Annotated in this window: 14 protein-coding genes; 8 read left to right on the top strand and 6 right to left on the bottom strand. The window is 47.6% G+C overall.

Annotated features, from left to right (window positions below):
• Nucleotides 1–78: 78 nt before the first annotated feature.
• The 3 genes from uvrC to porW all read right to left on the bottom strand — a co-directional run bounded on the left by uvrC (nucleotide 79) and on the right by porW (nucleotide 6,726).
• On the bottom strand, nucleotides 79–1,887 hold the full coding sequence (gene uvrC / locus SD10_RS17305) for an excinuclease ABC subunit UvrC (RefSeq protein ID WP_046575427.1): 1,809 nt from the start codon (nucleotides 1,885–1,887) through the stop codon (nucleotides 79–81).
• A gap of 139 nt (nucleotides 1,888–2,026) precedes the next feature.
• Nucleotides 2,027–4,384 (bottom strand): penicillin-binding protein 1A, encoded by a 2,358-nt coding sequence (locus SD10_RS17300; RefSeq protein ID WP_046575426.1) that lies wholly within the window; start codon nucleotides 4,382–4,384, stop codon nucleotides 2,027–2,029.
• A gap of 83 nt (nucleotides 4,385–4,467) precedes the next feature.
• On the bottom strand, nucleotides 4,468–6,726 hold the full coding sequence (porW, locus tag SD10_RS17295; RefSeq protein ID WP_046575424.1) for a type IX secretion system periplasmic lipoprotein PorW/SprE: 2,259 nt from the start codon (nucleotides 6,724–6,726) through the stop codon (nucleotides 4,468–4,470).
• Nucleotides 6,727–6,843: 117 nt separating this feature from the next.
• On the opposite strand from porW, the gene SD10_RS17290 reads away from it, so the two are divergent.
• The 6 genes from SD10_RS17290 to atpH all read left to right on the top strand — a co-directional run bounded on the left by SD10_RS17290 (nucleotide 6,844) and on the right by atpH (nucleotide 10,241).
• A complete protein-coding gene (locus SD10_RS17290; protein ID WP_046579692.1) occupies nucleotides 6,844–7,119 on the top strand; it encodes an AtpZ/AtpI family protein in 276 nt (91 codons plus the stop codon).
• A 51-nt stretch (nucleotides 7,120–7,170) separates the two neighbouring features.
• Nucleotides 7,171–7,533 carry a hypothetical protein gene (locus tag SD10_RS17285; RefSeq protein ID WP_046575422.1) on the top strand — a complete coding sequence of 121 codons (363 nt, stop codon included), beginning with the start codon at nucleotides 7,171–7,173 and terminating at the stop codon, nucleotides 7,531–7,533.
• A gap of 19 nt (nucleotides 7,534–7,552) precedes the next feature.
• Nucleotides 7,553–8,674: a F0F1 ATP synthase subunit A gene (gene atpB, locus SD10_RS17280; protein WP_046579690.1), complete on the top strand. Its 1,122-nt coding sequence runs from the start codon at nucleotides 7,553–7,555 to the stop codon at nucleotides 8,672–8,674.
• Nucleotides 8,675–8,767: 93 nt separating this feature from the next.
• A complete protein-coding gene (gene atpE / locus SD10_RS17275; protein WP_082111625.1) occupies nucleotides 8,768–9,025 on the top strand; it encodes an ATP synthase F0 subunit C in 258 nt (85 codons plus the stop codon).
• Nucleotides 9,026–9,199: 174 nt separating this feature from the next.
• On the top strand, nucleotides 9,200–9,694 hold the full coding sequence (locus tag SD10_RS17270) for a F0F1 ATP synthase subunit B (protein ID WP_046575418.1): 495 nt from the start codon (nucleotides 9,200–9,202) through the stop codon (nucleotides 9,692–9,694).
• Nucleotides 9,695–9,701: 7 nt separating this feature from the next.
• On the top strand, nucleotides 9,702–10,241 hold the full coding sequence (gene atpH / locus SD10_RS17265) for an ATP synthase F1 subunit delta (protein WP_046575416.1): 540 nt from the start codon (nucleotides 9,702–9,704) through the stop codon (nucleotides 10,239–10,241).
• Between the two features lie 87 nt (nucleotides 10,242–10,328).
• On the opposite strand, the gene SD10_RS17260 is transcribed toward atpH, so the two are convergent.
• Both SD10_RS17260 and SD10_RS17255 read right to left on the bottom strand, forming a co-directional pair.
• Nucleotides 10,329–11,243, bottom strand: a complete 915-nt coding sequence (locus tag SD10_RS17260) for a serine hydrolase (RefSeq protein WP_046575414.1) — start codon at nucleotides 11,241–11,243, stop codon at nucleotides 10,329–10,331.
• Entirely contained in the window at nucleotides 11,243–11,704 is a 462-nt protein-coding gene (locus tag SD10_RS17255) for a GNAT family N-acetyltransferase (protein ID WP_046575412.1), read from the bottom strand. The genes SD10_RS17260 and SD10_RS17255 overlap by 1 nt, the downstream gene beginning before the upstream one ends.
• 80 nt (nucleotides 11,705–11,784) lie before the next feature.
• Between SD10_RS17255 and SD10_RS17250 the strand changes: the two genes are divergently transcribed.
• Together SD10_RS17250 and SD10_RS17245 are read left to right on the top strand one after the other, a co-directional pair.
• A complete protein-coding gene (locus tag SD10_RS17250; protein WP_046579688.1) occupies nucleotides 11,785–13,008 on the top strand; it encodes a DUF6786 family protein in 1,224 nt (407 codons plus the stop codon).
• Nucleotides 13,009–13,089: 81 nt separating this feature from the next.
• The gene (locus tag SD10_RS17245) at nucleotides 13,090–13,455 is read left to right on the top strand and encodes a hypothetical protein (protein ID WP_046575410.1); all 366 of its coding nucleotides are present in this window, start codon (nucleotides 13,090–13,092) and stop codon (nucleotides 13,453–13,455) included.
• 5 nt (nucleotides 13,456–13,460) lie between these two features.
• Here SD10_RS17245 and SD10_RS17240 read toward each other — a convergent pair whose 3' ends face one another.
• A complete protein-coding gene (locus tag SD10_RS17240) occupies nucleotides 13,461–14,111 on the bottom strand; it encodes an oxidoreductase (RefSeq protein ID WP_046575408.1) in 651 nt (216 codons plus the stop codon).
• Nucleotides 14,112–14,167 lie beyond the last annotated feature (56 nt).

The raw sequence follows: 14,167 nt of genomic DNA, 5'->3' as shown, positions 1-14,167 counted from the left end.
TAGCTAAGTTAATAAAAAGGCATCTGATTCGTTCAGATGCCTTTTTTATTACCCTTGATTGACATACAAGAGAGGTTGCTACTGCTCAATGGCGTCGAAGTATTGCTTTAGTTTGTCAGCGCGGTCTTTGCCAACAACTTCGGCTACTTCATCGAGAGAGGCTTCCCGAATTTTTGTAACACCTTTAAAATGCTTGAGAAGTTTGGCCGCCGTTTTCTTCCCAACTCCTTCTACATTTTCTAACTCACTGATCAGACTATTCCGGCTGCGTTTGTCCCGGTGATACGTAATCGCGAAACGGTGCGCTTCATCCCGAATTCGCTGAATAAGTTTGAGCGACTCTGATTTCTTGTCAATATAAAGTGGGAGGTTATCCTCGGGAAAATAAATTTCTTCCAGCCGTTTGGCAATGCCTATAATCGGTACCTTACCGTATAAATCCAGGGCCTTAAGAGCATCACAGGCAGCACTCAACTGGCCTTTACCGCCGTCAATAACAATCAGATCAGGTAGACCCGTATCCTCGGTTAGAACGCGTGAATAACGCCGGGTAACGACTTCATACATACTGGCAAAATCGTTGGGACCAACAACGGTTTTTATAGAGAAATGCCGGTATTCCTTATTCGCTGGTTTGCCACCAATGAAGCACACCATAGCCGATACAGGGTTAGTGCCTTGGATATTGGAGTTATCGAAACATTCGATTCGGTTTGGTAGTGATTTTAACTGTAAATCCTGCTTAAGCCGAATGAGTACTCGATCTTTCTTGCTGGCATTGGCGGTTGCTTCAGCGGCTGTCCGTTCCTGACGTTCGCGCCGGAAGTACAGCACATTCTTCAGCGACATATCCAGTAATTTCTTTTTGTCACCGATCTGCGGAACAGTCACCTCTGCCTTCAGGTCAACATCAAGTGGAATATTAGAAATTATTTCCTTTGCCGGACTTCCATATTGATTCCGAAACTCGACGATCATCATGGCCAACAAGTCAGGGTCAGTCTCGTCGAGCTTTTTCTTAATCTCCACGGTATGCGCCTGAACGATCGTGCCATTGACTACTTTCATAAAATTAATGTACGCAGCTGACTCGTCGGAGGCAATGGAGAACACGTCGGCATCGGCAATTTTGGGGTTAACAACGGTTGATTTACTTTGAAACCGTTGCAGAACGTCCATCTTCTCTTTGTATTTCTGCGCCTGTTCAAAGGCCAAATCGTTGGCTGCTTCAACCATACGATCTTTGAAGTACTCCTGGGCTGGTTTAAGATTACCCTTTAGAATATGATGTACCTGTTCAATATCACTGTTGTAATCACTCTCGTCCTGCTTTCCCTCACAAGGCCCTTTGCAATTACCAATGTGGTATTCCAAACAAACTTTGTATTTACCTGCTTCAATGTTCTCGGGAGCCAGGTTGTAATTACAGGTGCGGATTGTGAAAAGCTGACTAAACATATCCAGCACCGTGTACATGGGTTTCAGGTTCGCGAAGGGGCCATAAAATGTGCCTTGTTTGCGATCGATACGGCGGGTGGTTATAACACGCGGGAAATGCTCATTAGTAACACAGACAAAAGGGTACGTTTTGTCATCCCGAAGCAGAATATTGAACTTCGGCTGGTATCGTTTGATGAGCTGGTTTTCAAGCAACAGAGCGTCAAACTCCGTGTTTACGATGGTGAACTCAATTTTTCGGATCTGGCTAACCAACCGTATCGTTTTCCGGTCGTGTCCTTTCGAATTTGTGAAATAACTACTGACCCGATTTTTAAGGTCTTTTGCCTTCCCTACATAAATTACCTCACCCGTAGCATCGAAATACCGGTAGACGCCCGGTTCATGCGGAACCTTACTTAATTCTGTTTTATAATCGAATTCGGGCATACGATAAAATTGACCGGATTGGTTAGCTATTAATTATGCTATTGTGACCAGTGTTGAGTACTATAAAACAAGCAACACAGCCTAAAGGTTGCTTGTTATAACGAACAAAAAAGGCCAGCGATTTGCTGGCCTAACTGATTTATTGTAAGATTTCCTCTTCGCCTTCAGGCACAACCTTCGGTGGAATATACCGCTGCGAAGAGTCGATGTGGTAACCGCCACAATCAATCTTAAAGTTATTTGGTTTTCGGAAGGGTTCTGGCCGATATTGGGTTAGTGTCGGATCGTTGTAAATTTTCTGCATGTACATGGCCCAGGCGGGCATGGCAAGTCGGCCACCTTGTCCTAATTCAATCGACCGAAAGTGAATCGGCCGATCATCGCCACCAACCCACAGGCCCGAAACCAGGTGCTGTGTCATGCCCATGAACCAGGCGTCTGAATAGTTGGATGTAGTTCCGGTTTTGGCCGCAATTTCATTGCCACCCTCCAGCAGTTTGTATTGTGTTCGTAACCGTTGTGCCGTTCCGTTCGGATCTTCGACGGCTCCGCGCATCAGATGCAACATTTCATAGGCGCGGTTGGCGCTAATTACCTGTTTGGCATCCGGTGTAAAGTTCTTCAGCACGTTCCCATTTTTGTCTGTAATCTGAATGAGCATCATCGGTCGAACGCGGGTACCACCGTTGGCAAAGGCGCAATAAGCCGATACCATTTCATACACGGACACATCGCCCGTGCCCAGGCAAAGCGTTGGGTTATCGGGCAAATCTTTACTTTCGATGCCCATGTCATGGGCATAATTAATAACAGCTGCTGCCCGAGTCTTCTTAATCAATTGGGCACTCACTGTATTGATGGATTGCCCCAAGGCTTCCCGTAGTGATAAACTCTGCCCACTATACCGTCCAGTCGAATTTTTGGGCATCCACGGTGGTCCATTGTTATTATCTTCCCCATGCGCAAACACGGTGGGCTGATCCGTAATATGACTGCAGGGCGTTACAAATCCCTGATCCATCGCTGTTAAATAAACGAAGGGCTTGAAGGTGGAACCCGGCTGACGTCGGCTCTGGCGAACGTGGTCAAATTTCATGTATTTGAAATTAATGCCGCCCACCCAGGCCTTTACATAGCCATAGCGCGGGTCCATAGACATAAAACCCGTGTTGAGGAGTCGCTTGTAATACCGGATCGAATCCAGCGGACTCATCGTCGTATCCTTGTCGTTGCGTCGGCCGCCATACACAAAAACCTTCATTTTTATAGGCTTGCGCATCTCCTGCCAGATCGCTTTCTCGTCGTCGCCATAAGCCGCTTTCAGTTGTTTGTACCGAATCGTTCGGCGGGCTACTGATTCGATGAAGCCAGGTATCTCTTTGTATTTTTTAGTGCGAGGGTCTTTCTGGACCCAGGGATTCCGACCGCGCCAGTGCTCATAAAACTTCTTTTGCTGATCGCGCATGTTGGTCATAACGGCCTCTTCAGCATAAGCCTGCATGCGGGAGTCGATGGTGGTATAAATTTTCAGGCCGCTGGTGTACAGATCCAGATCGGCGCCTGGATTTTCTTCATTATACTGGCGTATCCACTTTTTTATATCGTCCCGAATAACGGACCTGAAATAAGCGGCCATACCTGTATTCTGGTTCTCAACACTAAAGTCAAGTTTCAGCGGCTTATTCTTATACATGAAGAACTGCTCCTGCGACAGTAGTTTGTACTTTTTCATTTGGCCCAGCACCACATTCCGCCGTTCTCTCGTGCGATCCTCAAACAAGCGGGGGTTGTAGAACGTAGGGTTTTTGAGCATACCGACCAGCAGCGCGGCCTCTTCAACATTCAGATTCCAGGGCTCCTTGCTAAAGTAAGTTTTAGCGGCTGTCTTAATGCCATAGGTATTGTTGCCAAACGAAACCGTGTTGAGGTACATCATCATTACCTCCTGCTTGGTGTAGTTTCGCTCCAAACGCACGGCCAGAATCCACTCTTTCGTTTTGGCGATAATCAGCCCAACGACAGGAATGTAGCCCAAGACACCCCGCAGTTCTTCCTGACGGGTGTCGAATAAGTTCTTGGCCGTTTGTTGGGTCAGCGTACTGCCTCCCCCCGAACTCGATGCATCTTTGAACGTCAGGAAGCCCCCCACCGCCCGAAAGAGTGAGCGTGGATCAATACCGGAGTGTTTAATGAAACGAGCATCTTCAGTAGCCAGAAGCGCCGAAGTTACATTCGGTGATACCTGCGAAATCTCGATGGGTGTACGGTTTTCAACGTAATATTTACCCAGTAGCTGGTGGTCGGCTGTGTATACTTCAGACGCTTCTTCGCTTTTTGGGTTCTCCAGCGCCTTCAGACTGGGCATACCGCCAAAGAGCCACAAAAAATTGTAACTAACAGCGAGGACATACAAGACTAACAGAACAATGCCTAGGAGCGAGAACCGCCAGAGGCTTCGGATTATCTTCCGGTAACGACCAGGAGCAAAGTCAATCATTCGTTTTTTAATCAGTTATTTCAGGATGCACATTGCCAAGAAGGAAGCGTAGTGCCTTTAACCTCGAGTTGTACTATATAAACTCATTTTCTCTTCGCTGTTAACAGATCGGCAGCTGCCTGCATTTCCTTCACACGAGGCAATAGCTGGCTACCTGGATAATCGCGAATAAACTCATTCATTGCCTGCCGATAATCATCTACGCTTTTTACTTTACCGACTAACATAAGCCTTAGTAAAGCCAGCTTATCTTCCAACTGGCTCCCGGCAAAACTACCAAGCGCTGCATCGGCACGAGTAAGTGCTTCAACGTTGTTATTTGCCTTGTAAAGTTCATAAATAGTGGTGTATGTTTTCAGGGCCTGCGCTTCGGAATCGGTTGTCTGGGCGGCTACCTTTCCCGTTAAACGGGCGTAGGACGTATTTGGATACTCGGCCAGTAGTTTATCTTTCCAGGGAGATGTTTTCCCAAGTTGCTCATTGGAGAGATGCAACAAATAATAAACTTCCGGTTTTTGAAGCGTATTCGGGTAGCGCGTTAAGAGTTGCTCAAACGTTGGGATCGCATCGGCGGGCTGGTTGAGTTCAAATTTGTAGAGCTTGCCTAGTTTATACAACGCATTCTCGATCCGTTGGTTTGCCATCGCCTGAGCTTCTTTTGAGAAAGGAACTTTAGCCCTCATCGCGTCTTTCTGCGCTTTCTGTGTAGCGGCAGGGCTATTTAGGGCAACAGGTATACCGCCTACTGTTGCATCCGCCGGTTGTAAAGGAGCGTTCGGATTCACTGAATTGGCCGGCGACGCACCATTCAATGGACTATTATCTGCTGCCATGGCTCCCGATGTTTCTTTATTGCTCCGACGCCAATTGTCTTCGAGGGGTCTGTTTCCCCAGCGCACCGCGAATTCCTGTTTTCCCTGGCTCAGGGCAACCGGATTGTAAAGTACCCAACGTTCAGCCGGTTGCAGGTTTGAGTTCGTTGCACCCGGCATTGAACTACCACCACCTCGGGTGGCCTGGTCAATGATCTGCTGGGCCAGTGCCGCCTGGGCTTTATCTTCTTTTTCTCGTTGAGCGATGGTCTTGTCAAATACGCGATCAAGCGCTGCGGCATCTAATTTTGACAACGCCAGCAAACTATCCTCGGTTTGTATCGTCGTTTTGTACAGAACAAAATCGTCGAGTATTTTTTTGCGATTTAATAAGGCGGCATAGTCCGGCGATTGCTTGGGCATGAGCGCCAAAGCACTGTCGTAATACACCTTCGCGTGATTGTAATCGGATTTCTTTTCGAAATACAGCTTGCCAATCTCTAAGTAGGTGTAAGGCACCTGAGTTGTATTGGTGCCTGCCGCCTGAATGGACTGGCTATAATACTTAATGGCCTTATCAACACGACCACTGCGCGCTTCGAGCAGACCCATGGTAAAGTAGACTTTATCTTTCAGGTCAACGTTCTTCCGGTCATTGAGAAGATTTTCGAACGTTTCGGCCGACTGGGCTATTCGCTTCTGATCACCCGTCAGGCCGTTGCTTTGAATGGCGTAGAGGTTTGCGTAGAATGACTGGTCATACGTGGGCCGGGATTTTAGCACCTGTCGGTAATGATCAACAGCTTTAGTGGGCTGGCCGATCAAATCATATAATTGACCGGCAATAAGGTGAAGCCGTGCCGTCGACTCTCCTTTTTTCAACATCGGAAACGTAGCGTCCAGAATACCAGCCGCGACGGCATACTCGCCCTGTCGTTCGTGCAAATAGGCTTTTGTCAGGTAAAAATCGCGGGTATTTAGTTTGTTAAGCGGCTGGTTGCGAAGGTACTCCGCCACATTCAGCGCATTGGTGTAATCATTTCCCTCCACATAGGCCCGCATCAACCCAACCAGTGCCGTATGTTTATCGTCTTCGTTGGTTCCTTTGGTATTGACGTACTTAAATACTTCTATCGCATTTGGCAAATCCTGTTTTATCAGCCGTGCCCGACCAATCAGCACATAGGCGTCATCGAGCCATTTGCTATTCTGATGTCGTTCGGGAATAATGGATGCTTTCTTGATCGCGTCGTCGATCTGGGGCTTCACCGGCTGCATACCCATCGAATCGACCGGGAGGAGAATGGGCATCAGTTGGTTATAATTCTCCTGTCTCGCCTTGAAGATGATCTGTTCGGCCTGGTTGATCTGGTCCCGCGCAATCACGTACGCATTAAAATGGGCCGTTAGGTTATGATATCCTTTGCTAACGGGCTTTGTACTGTACTGCGAGCATGACACCAGGCCAGCAGTCAGAAAAAGTACCGCTGGAAGTAGTAGAAAGGGGACGGTGCGTAAATAGCGGGACATTCGAAAAATAACACGTGGTCACTCGTACTAAAACGTTTCCAGGTGTCCTGATAATATGGAACCTTAGCCCAAATTAACGAATTTTGCATGGTATATAACATGACTGGTACGAATTCTATGGAAAACACACCCGACCAACCCAACCACAATCCTGCGGATAAACCTGTTCGGGAAGAGGGTTCACTGAGAAAGGCCACCGAGAAAACAACATCGTTTGTTCAGTTTAGCGGAATTGCCTTCCAGATGCTGGGCACAATTGGACTGGGTGTTTATGCCGGTATGAAGATAGATGCCTGGCAAAATAATCATCGGCCTGTCTGGACAATTGTTCTATCCTTAACGGCCATTGGCGCTTCTCTCTACTTATTTATTCGCCAATTAACAAAAAGATAGGGTATCTATTATAGCCTTTTACTTATCGAAAATGTCATACAATTGCCCCGCATGATTCGAGTTAGTTTGTTCACCGCCTTTTTGGCAATTGTATTTTTCGTAGCCGAACGATATTCGGCCGCTGCCTGGGTACATCCAAACTGGAAGGTACTACTGCTCTTTTTTCTGAGTGTCTCTTTTTTAACGCATCGCCTGGTAGAGACTGGTTTACAGGGCGATCAGGAACGATTCATTCCGCTTTACATGGCCGCAACAGTAGCCCGTCTGATACTGGGGCTGGCTCTGGTTGGTTTTTTTCTATTCAACCACATTGAGCAGCGTCGAATCTTTATTTTGGACTTTCTTGTACTATATATATGTTATACAGGTTTTGAGATTTGGACCGTTACTCGTAACTTGCGACGCGATTCGTAAAATGGATCTGTCACATCATATGATGCGTTCGACAATTAAGAAAGTTTTGTTAGCAACGGCTCTCATTCTGAGTTCGTTAGTAGGTGCACAGGCACAGGAGCATGACCACGAGGGTGAAGCGCATGCCAAACAGGAAGGCGAAGCACACGCCACGAATAAGAAATTCGATGTGGGATCGATGATCATGCACCACATTAAAGACGATCACGGTTGGGAGTTCGCCCACGGTGTTACGCTGCCATTACCCGTCATTCTGTATTCTAAGGATCGTGGTCTGGAAGTCTTTTCTTCGGCAAACTTAGCCCACGAAGCTACTTACAATGGCTACAAGAATGTACACGGCAAAATTCACCGGGTCAATGAAGCGGGCGAGGTTGATCACGAAGCGAAAGTCTATAACTTCTCGATCACTAAGAACGTAGCGTCGTTGTTATTAAGCGCTGTTATTATGTTGCTTGTTTTCTCGGCAGTTAGCCGGGGTTATGCAAAAAATAAGGGCAAAGCTCCCAGTGGAATTCAGTCGTTTCTGGAGCCGATCATCCTGTTCGTTCGGGACGAAATTGCCAAGCCAAGCATTGGGCCTAAGTACACCAAATATCTGCCCTACCTATTGACGTTGTTCTTCTTCATTCTGGTGAACAACCTCCTCGGTCTGCTGCCCGGTGCGGCTAACCTGACAGGTAACATTACGGTTACGCTGGTTCTGGCGGTTATTACCTTCCTGATCGTTACGTTCAGTGGTAACAAGCATTACTGGATGCACATCCTGAAGCCAACGGGTGTTCCGGTCGCGCTGCTGCCGATCATGATCCCGGTTGAGATCGTCGGTGTGTTCATGAAGCCTTTGTCGCTCATGATCCGGTTATTTGCCAACATTACAGCGGGTCACATTATCATCCTGAGTTTGCTGGGTCTTATTTTCATGGCCAACAACATGGGTGGTATGGGAACAAGTGTGGCGATTAGCCCCGTCGTTCTGTTCTTTACACTGTTCCTGAACCTGATCGAACTGCTGGTCGCTTTTCTACAGGCGTTTATTTTCACGCTGCTTACCGCCATGTATATCGGTAGTGCGGTAGAGGATCACCACGAAGCTGATCATGGTATCGGTTTTGAAGGCACAACGTCGGAGTTAGGGTAAGGCTATCGCCTGCGGTAATGGTTTCTTTCTGAAGGACCAGTACTGACAATCAATTTGCAATCTTTTGTTTTACTAATAAATACGTTGATTACTATGTTCGCAATGTTGTTTTCTATGCTGTTAGAAGCTACGGGTAGTGTTTCAGTTATGGGTGCTGCCATTGGCGCTGGTTTAGCGGCTATCGGTGCTGGTCTTGGTATCGGTAAAATTGGTGGTAGCGCTATGGAAGGTATTGCTCGTCAGCCAGAAGCGGCTGGTCGTATCCAAACGGCCATGCTGATCATCGCGGCTCTTATCGAAGCCGTGGCTCTGTTCGCAGCTGTAATTTGTCTGCTTGTTGCTACGGCTTAATCCGGCCCAGGCAAGACACCAAATCCGAGTAGGCTGGTTGCATTAGGCACTGGCATCCCTGCTCATCTGATTTCTGGAAAACGTTCGCCCGTTTGGGATTGCCGGCAGGCGAACGTTTTCTAACAAAAGATTGACTCAATCCAAACTTATTCGACTTATCCATATTTCACACGCATGGACTTACTTACCCCCGATTTAGGTCTTTTATTCTGGCAGGTAGTTGTTTTCCTTGGCCTGTTCCTCATCCTTCGTGCTTTTGCCTGGAAACCCATTACGGAGAGCCTGAGCGAACGCGAAAATAACATTCAAAGTGCGCTTGACCTGGCCGAAAAAACCCGGCTCGAAATGACGGCTTTGAAAGCGGACAACGAAAAATTGCTGGCCCAGGCTCGTGTCGAGCGGGATGCTATCCTGCGTGGCGCGAAAGAAGCCGCTGACAAAATGATCGCCGATTCTCGTGATAAAGCATCTGTCGAAGGACAACGGATTCTGGAGCAGGCGCGCGAGTCGATGAATAACGAGCGTCAGGCATTGATCGCCCAAATGAAAAAAGAAGTCGTTACGCTTTCCCTCGACATTGCTGAAAAAGTACTTCGTAAAGAACTCAGCGATAAATCATCGCAGGAGAAACTGGTAACGGACCTGGTCTCTAATTCACGCTTAAACTAATTCGGTCATGGCAATTGATACAGTAGCGGCTCGCTACGCCAAGTCGTTGTTAGATCTGGCGCAAGAACAGGGGCTGACCGAGACGATGTATAAGGACATGCAGTTCTTCAAAAACACAGTTGACCAAAGCCGTCCGCTGATGTTAATGCTGAAGAACCCAATCGTTCGTGCTGAGAAAAAAAGTGCCGTCATTAAAGCGGCTTTCACCAATCGGGTGAACCCGGTCACGATGGCGTTTTTTGAGATTATCGCCAAGAAAAATCGGGAAGGTATCATGGATGCCGTTGCCGAGCAGTTCATTAAGCAGTACAATAAATTGAAGAGTATCGAGCGGGCTACCGTCATAACGACAGTGCCATTGACAGCTCCCCAACGGGAGAAATTCAAGGCAATGGTTCTTCAATCGACAGGTGGTAAACTGGTTGAATTAGAAGAAAAATTAGATTCAAACTTAATTGGTGGATACGTTCTTCGCTTAGGTGATCGGCAGGTTGACGGTTCAATCCGCAGCCAGTTGAACGATCTACGATTGAAGTTTTTGAATTAACAGTCAATTCGGATTACCCGAATTATGATAAAAGCGGCCGATTTCTCCCGGGAGAAATCGGCCGCTTTGGGTTTATGAGTTACCAGCCTACCACCACTTTTCGTAGCCTGGTGCTGGTTTCCAGGTCGACTTCGGCTCAAAATGATGCCATAGAATGGCCGAGACAGTGCGTAAGAGCACGAACCCTTCATTCGTACGCTCCCAGGTTTCATCTTTCTGGTTTTTGGTCATGATGCAATAAACGTATTCGCCATGCGGGGCATGCACAAACACAACTTCCGAACGGGACTGGTTGACCGCCCCATTCTTACAGGCCGTTTTTATCTCGGGCGGAATTTGGGATAAACCGTCATTGTCCCAAAATTGACGTCCCAGATTTCTGTACATTTCTTCACTGGCATCGGGGCTAACCGCGCGGCCTTGTCGAATGTAGGTCATCAGGTCAGCCATTTCGCGTGGGGTCGTTTGGCCCCACCCATAGCGGGTTCGGTGGGCTTCGCGGCCTGGGGTTCGGGAGTTAACGCGCGTCTGGTGAAACCCGTTGGCATCGAGCCAGGCGTTAATCGTTGAACCTCCTCCCGCAAGCGCCTGGCACCAGAGGCTACCGGTGTTATCACTGACAGTTTCCATAAGCATAACTACCTCATTAAGTGGGATTTTGGCCCCATCTTTCAGGGAACCAACAATCCCGTCATCGTAATGTAACGAGTCTTTATAAACGATTGGATTACCGTACTTCAGTTCGCCTTTATGAATTTTGTCAAACAGACCGCATTGAATGGGAATCTTAATCGTGCTGGCGGTCGGAAACAGCGTATCGGCGTTGATGGCGACGGTTTTTCCGGTTCGTAAATTATGGACGTAAATACCGGCCTCACCCCGAAAGCCAGTCAGGGCCGCCCGGAGCTGGCGTTCAAGCGTTACGTCACGCGTTGAGGAGGATTGCCCATTCGTCAGAAGAGCATTTGTTATGAACAGCAGGCACAGGAACGTAAAGCGCATCAGGCGTGTAGGGGTTTAACTAGTTTAAGGTGCGTTCGGATAAATAGTTCGCGTTCGTAAAATCGGATTGTATCGAGACGCTTTTGGTTGGTCGTCACTTCCAGATTGATGAAGTTTTCCTGTAGCGCTAGCATATTCAGCGCGGCCACAAGTTGGCGCCCAATGCCCTGACTTCGAAGCTCCGGCCGAACGAACAGTTCCTGTATTTCGCCAACTTTACCGGTATGATGTAGTAGGTATTGTACATGGCAACTCACAAAGCCGAGCACTACGCCCGATCGTTCGGCCACTAAATAATGGACATTCGGGTTGGCAAGATTGTGCTGGTAAATAGCGTTGAACGCGTTTACATCCAGGATACTATCTTCCAGCAAACAGATAAAGTCATAAATAATGGAAGCGTCCTGTTCAGTAGCGTCCCGGACGTATACATCCGTTGGTAAAGTAGATTGGGTAGGCACTGTGATTTATATTGATAGACACTTTAGAGCGCCCTGAAGCGATCAAGTTCGTCATTTTTTGCCTTGCTACTTGTATGACCATGCACAAAATTATTGCTTTTGTTTGGCTGGGTTTAGTCGTGGCTTGTTCGGGCCGGAAGTCGGCAACCAGCGATGCGCAAACCAATAGCCCCACAATGGAAACCAAATCACCTGATTCCAGCGCGTACGCCGAAGACCGGCGGTTTTTGCAGAAACACCATCCGGATTTGGTCGAGCTACAGCTTGGCGAGGCACATGCGCTTGTTTGTCCGGCTTATCAGGGCCGGGTGATGACCAGTAGTGCAGATGGAAAAGCCAGTTATGGCTGGATTAACTATGACCTGATTGAGTCTGGCAAATTGCTGCCGCACATGAATGCGTTCGGGGGCGAAGATCGGTTCTGGCTCGGTCCCGAAGGTGGTCAGTTCGCCTTATATTTCAAAAAAGGGGATCCGTTCGACGCGGCCCATTGGCAAACACCAGCGGCTATTGATTCGGAGCCATTTAGGCTGATAGCCAACACAAATACTTCTGCCACGTTTTCCCGCGATGTATCACTGACTAATTATTCCGGAACCCGCTTTGACATTAACATCGAGCGAACCGTTCGGTTATTGAATAAAGCAGCCATTGATAAGTTGTTAGCTACAAATACAGATTCGCTTAAGGTCGTTGGCATTCAATCCGATAATGTCATCACAAACAAAGGCAAACAGGCCTGGACACCCGAAACGGGTATGCCATCTATCTGGATTTTGGGAATGATGAATGCGTCCCCCAAGGCAACGATTATTGTACCATTTCGGCCAGGAGCGGGGCAACCCATTAACGACTCGTATTTTGGCAAAGTACCGTCAGATCGACTGCGCGTGGGGAAAACGTCGGCGTTATTTACGGCCGATGCCGGGTACCGGAGTAAGATTGGCGTATCGCCCATGCGGGCGACCAATTGGCTGGGCAGTTACGATCCGAAGACAGAAACGTTGACGCTGGTAAATTACGACTTCGACCCAAAAGACCGACAATATGTGAATTCGGCCTGGGCGCAGCAAAAAGAACCGTTTGCGGGCGATGTAATCAATGCCTATAATGATGGTCCGATGAAGCCCGGTCAACCGCAAATGGGTACCTTTTATGAGTTAGAATCCTCATCGCCAGCGGCACAGGCCGCACCCGGTGGTAAGCAGCAGCATCGGCATACTACAATTCATATTCAGGGTGATCGAAGCCAGCTAAGTAAACTGGCTACCCAGTACCTGGCGACCGATTTGTCAACCTTATAAACAAAAGGTTAGAAATCGACCGATTTAGGTACAACCCATTGTATTCTTACGGGGTCTTGTGGGTAAATAAACCCCTATGCCATGAGACCATTTTTGCTCGTCGTTTTAGTCGCTCTCAGTTTAAGTTGCCAAAAAGATTTTGACAATCATGACCGGCTTTACGGTAAATGGCTTTTACTAGGTGGATCAGCGTTGCAGTGGAGACAGGCTATTGTTAAACAGCCAATTTATTTTACGTTTTCATCGACGGGTAGCGTTGAATCAAACTGGTCAAGCTGCTATTCATACAAATTTGGAAACCCAGGTGAATTGCTGGTTCGTAATGGGTGCGTCGATTGCGCCGTCGTCGGTTGTGATGAGTCGGTTTGGCACTATACGTTTACGCCAGTCAATGGGTTAAGCATCGAATTTAAGGCGGGCGATACCGGTATTTTACAAAGGCAGTAAATGCCTTAAAAATTCTGCAAAACGTCTGATTCGAAAATATGCTTGCCCGTCAAGCCTTCCTGGGTAGTTGTAATCATGGCTGTCGCCACTTTAGCGGCATCAATGCCTCTGTATTTAGCCGGAATCAGGGGTTTGAATAACCGCATTGCGCCTTCTGCCAAACGTTCGCCTAATCGGTTCTCTCCGCGGTTCCCAATCAGAAGAGAGGGTCTGTAAATCAGCAGGGTTGGGTAGTTCAGACGGGCCAGATCACGCTCGACTTCACCTTTGACCCGATTATAAAAAAAGGATGATTCAGGGTCAGCGCCCATCGACGTAACAATAGCAAATTGTTGAGCCCCATTTTCTAAACCCAAACGAGCGATTTCAAGCGGATATTTATAATCTACTTTTTGGAAAGCATCTTTTGAACCGGCTTTTTTCATGGTTGTTCCCAGGCAGCAAAAAATATCATCAGCCTGCGTCAAAAGTCCATTGGGGTGATCAAATTCAAATTGAATTTCCTGTAAACGAGGGTGTTGCCAGGTTAACGATTTGCGGACCAAAACTTTAATATTGGTGTAAATAGGTGAATTGACCAACTGTCTGGTTAAAAGATTACCGATCAGACCTGTTGCACCGAGGATTAGAGCTGTTTTTTGGGTAGGTATAGTCATGTTTAAAAGAGGGTATTTTTGCTAAATTAGGCACTTCATTGAAAAGAACGTATCCA

The sequence above is a fragment of the Spirosoma radiotolerans genome (genome assembly GCF_000974425.1).
Taxonomy (GTDB): domain Bacteria; phylum Bacteroidota; class Bacteroidia; order Cytophagales; family Spirosomataceae; genus Spirosoma; species Spirosoma radiotolerans.
The sequence above is the reverse complement of the archived record's forward strand: the minus strand, read 5'-3'. Positions and strand labels throughout refer to the sequence as shown.

Coding starts and splice junctions, on each gene's coding strand:
- SD10_RS17270 (WP_046575418.1), top strand. CDS start 9,200: ATGGACTTACTTACCCCCGATTTAGGTCTTTTATTCTGGCAGGTAGTT.
- SD10_RS17290 (WP_046579692.1), top strand. CDS start 6,844: ATGGAAAACACACCCGACCAACCCAACCACAATCCTGCGGATAAACCT.
- SD10_RS17245 (WP_046575410.1), top strand. CDS start 13,090: ATGAGACCATTTTTGCTCGTCGTTTTAGTCGCTCTCAGTTTAAGTTGC.
- atpH (WP_046575416.1), top strand. CDS start 9,702: ATGGCAATTGATACAGTAGCGGCTCGCTACGCCAAGTCGTTGTTAGAT.
- SD10_RS17240 (WP_046575408.1), bottom strand. CDS start 14,111: ATGACTATACCTACCCAAAAAACAGCTCTAATCCTCGGTGCAACAGGT.
- SD10_RS17250 (WP_046579688.1), top strand. CDS start 11,785: ATGCACAAAATTATTGCTTTTGTTTGGCTGGGTTTAGTCGTGGCTTGT.
- atpB (WP_046579690.1), top strand. CDS start 7,553: ATGATGCGTTCGACAATTAAGAAAGTTTTGTTAGCAACGGCTCTCATT.
- SD10_RS17300 (WP_046575426.1), bottom strand. CDS start 4,384: ATGATTGACTTTGCTCCTGGTCGTTACCGGAAGATAATCCGAAGCCTC.
- atpE (WP_082111625.1), top strand. CDS start 8,768: ATGTTCGCAATGTTGTTTTCTATGCTGTTAGAAGCTACGGGTAGTGTT.
- uvrC (WP_046575427.1), bottom strand. CDS start 1,887: ATGCCCGAATTCGATTATAAAACAGAATTAAGTAAGGTTCCGCATGAA.
- SD10_RS17285 (WP_046575422.1), top strand. CDS start 7,171: ATGATTCGAGTTAGTTTGTTCACCGCCTTTTTGGCAATTGTATTTTTC.
- SD10_RS17260 (WP_046575414.1), bottom strand. CDS start 11,243: ATGCGCTTTACGTTCCTGTGCCTGCTGTTCATAACAAATGCTCTTCTG.
- porW (WP_046575424.1), bottom strand. CDS start 6,726: ATGTCCCGCTATTTACGCACCGTCCCCTTTCTACTACTTCCAGCGGTA.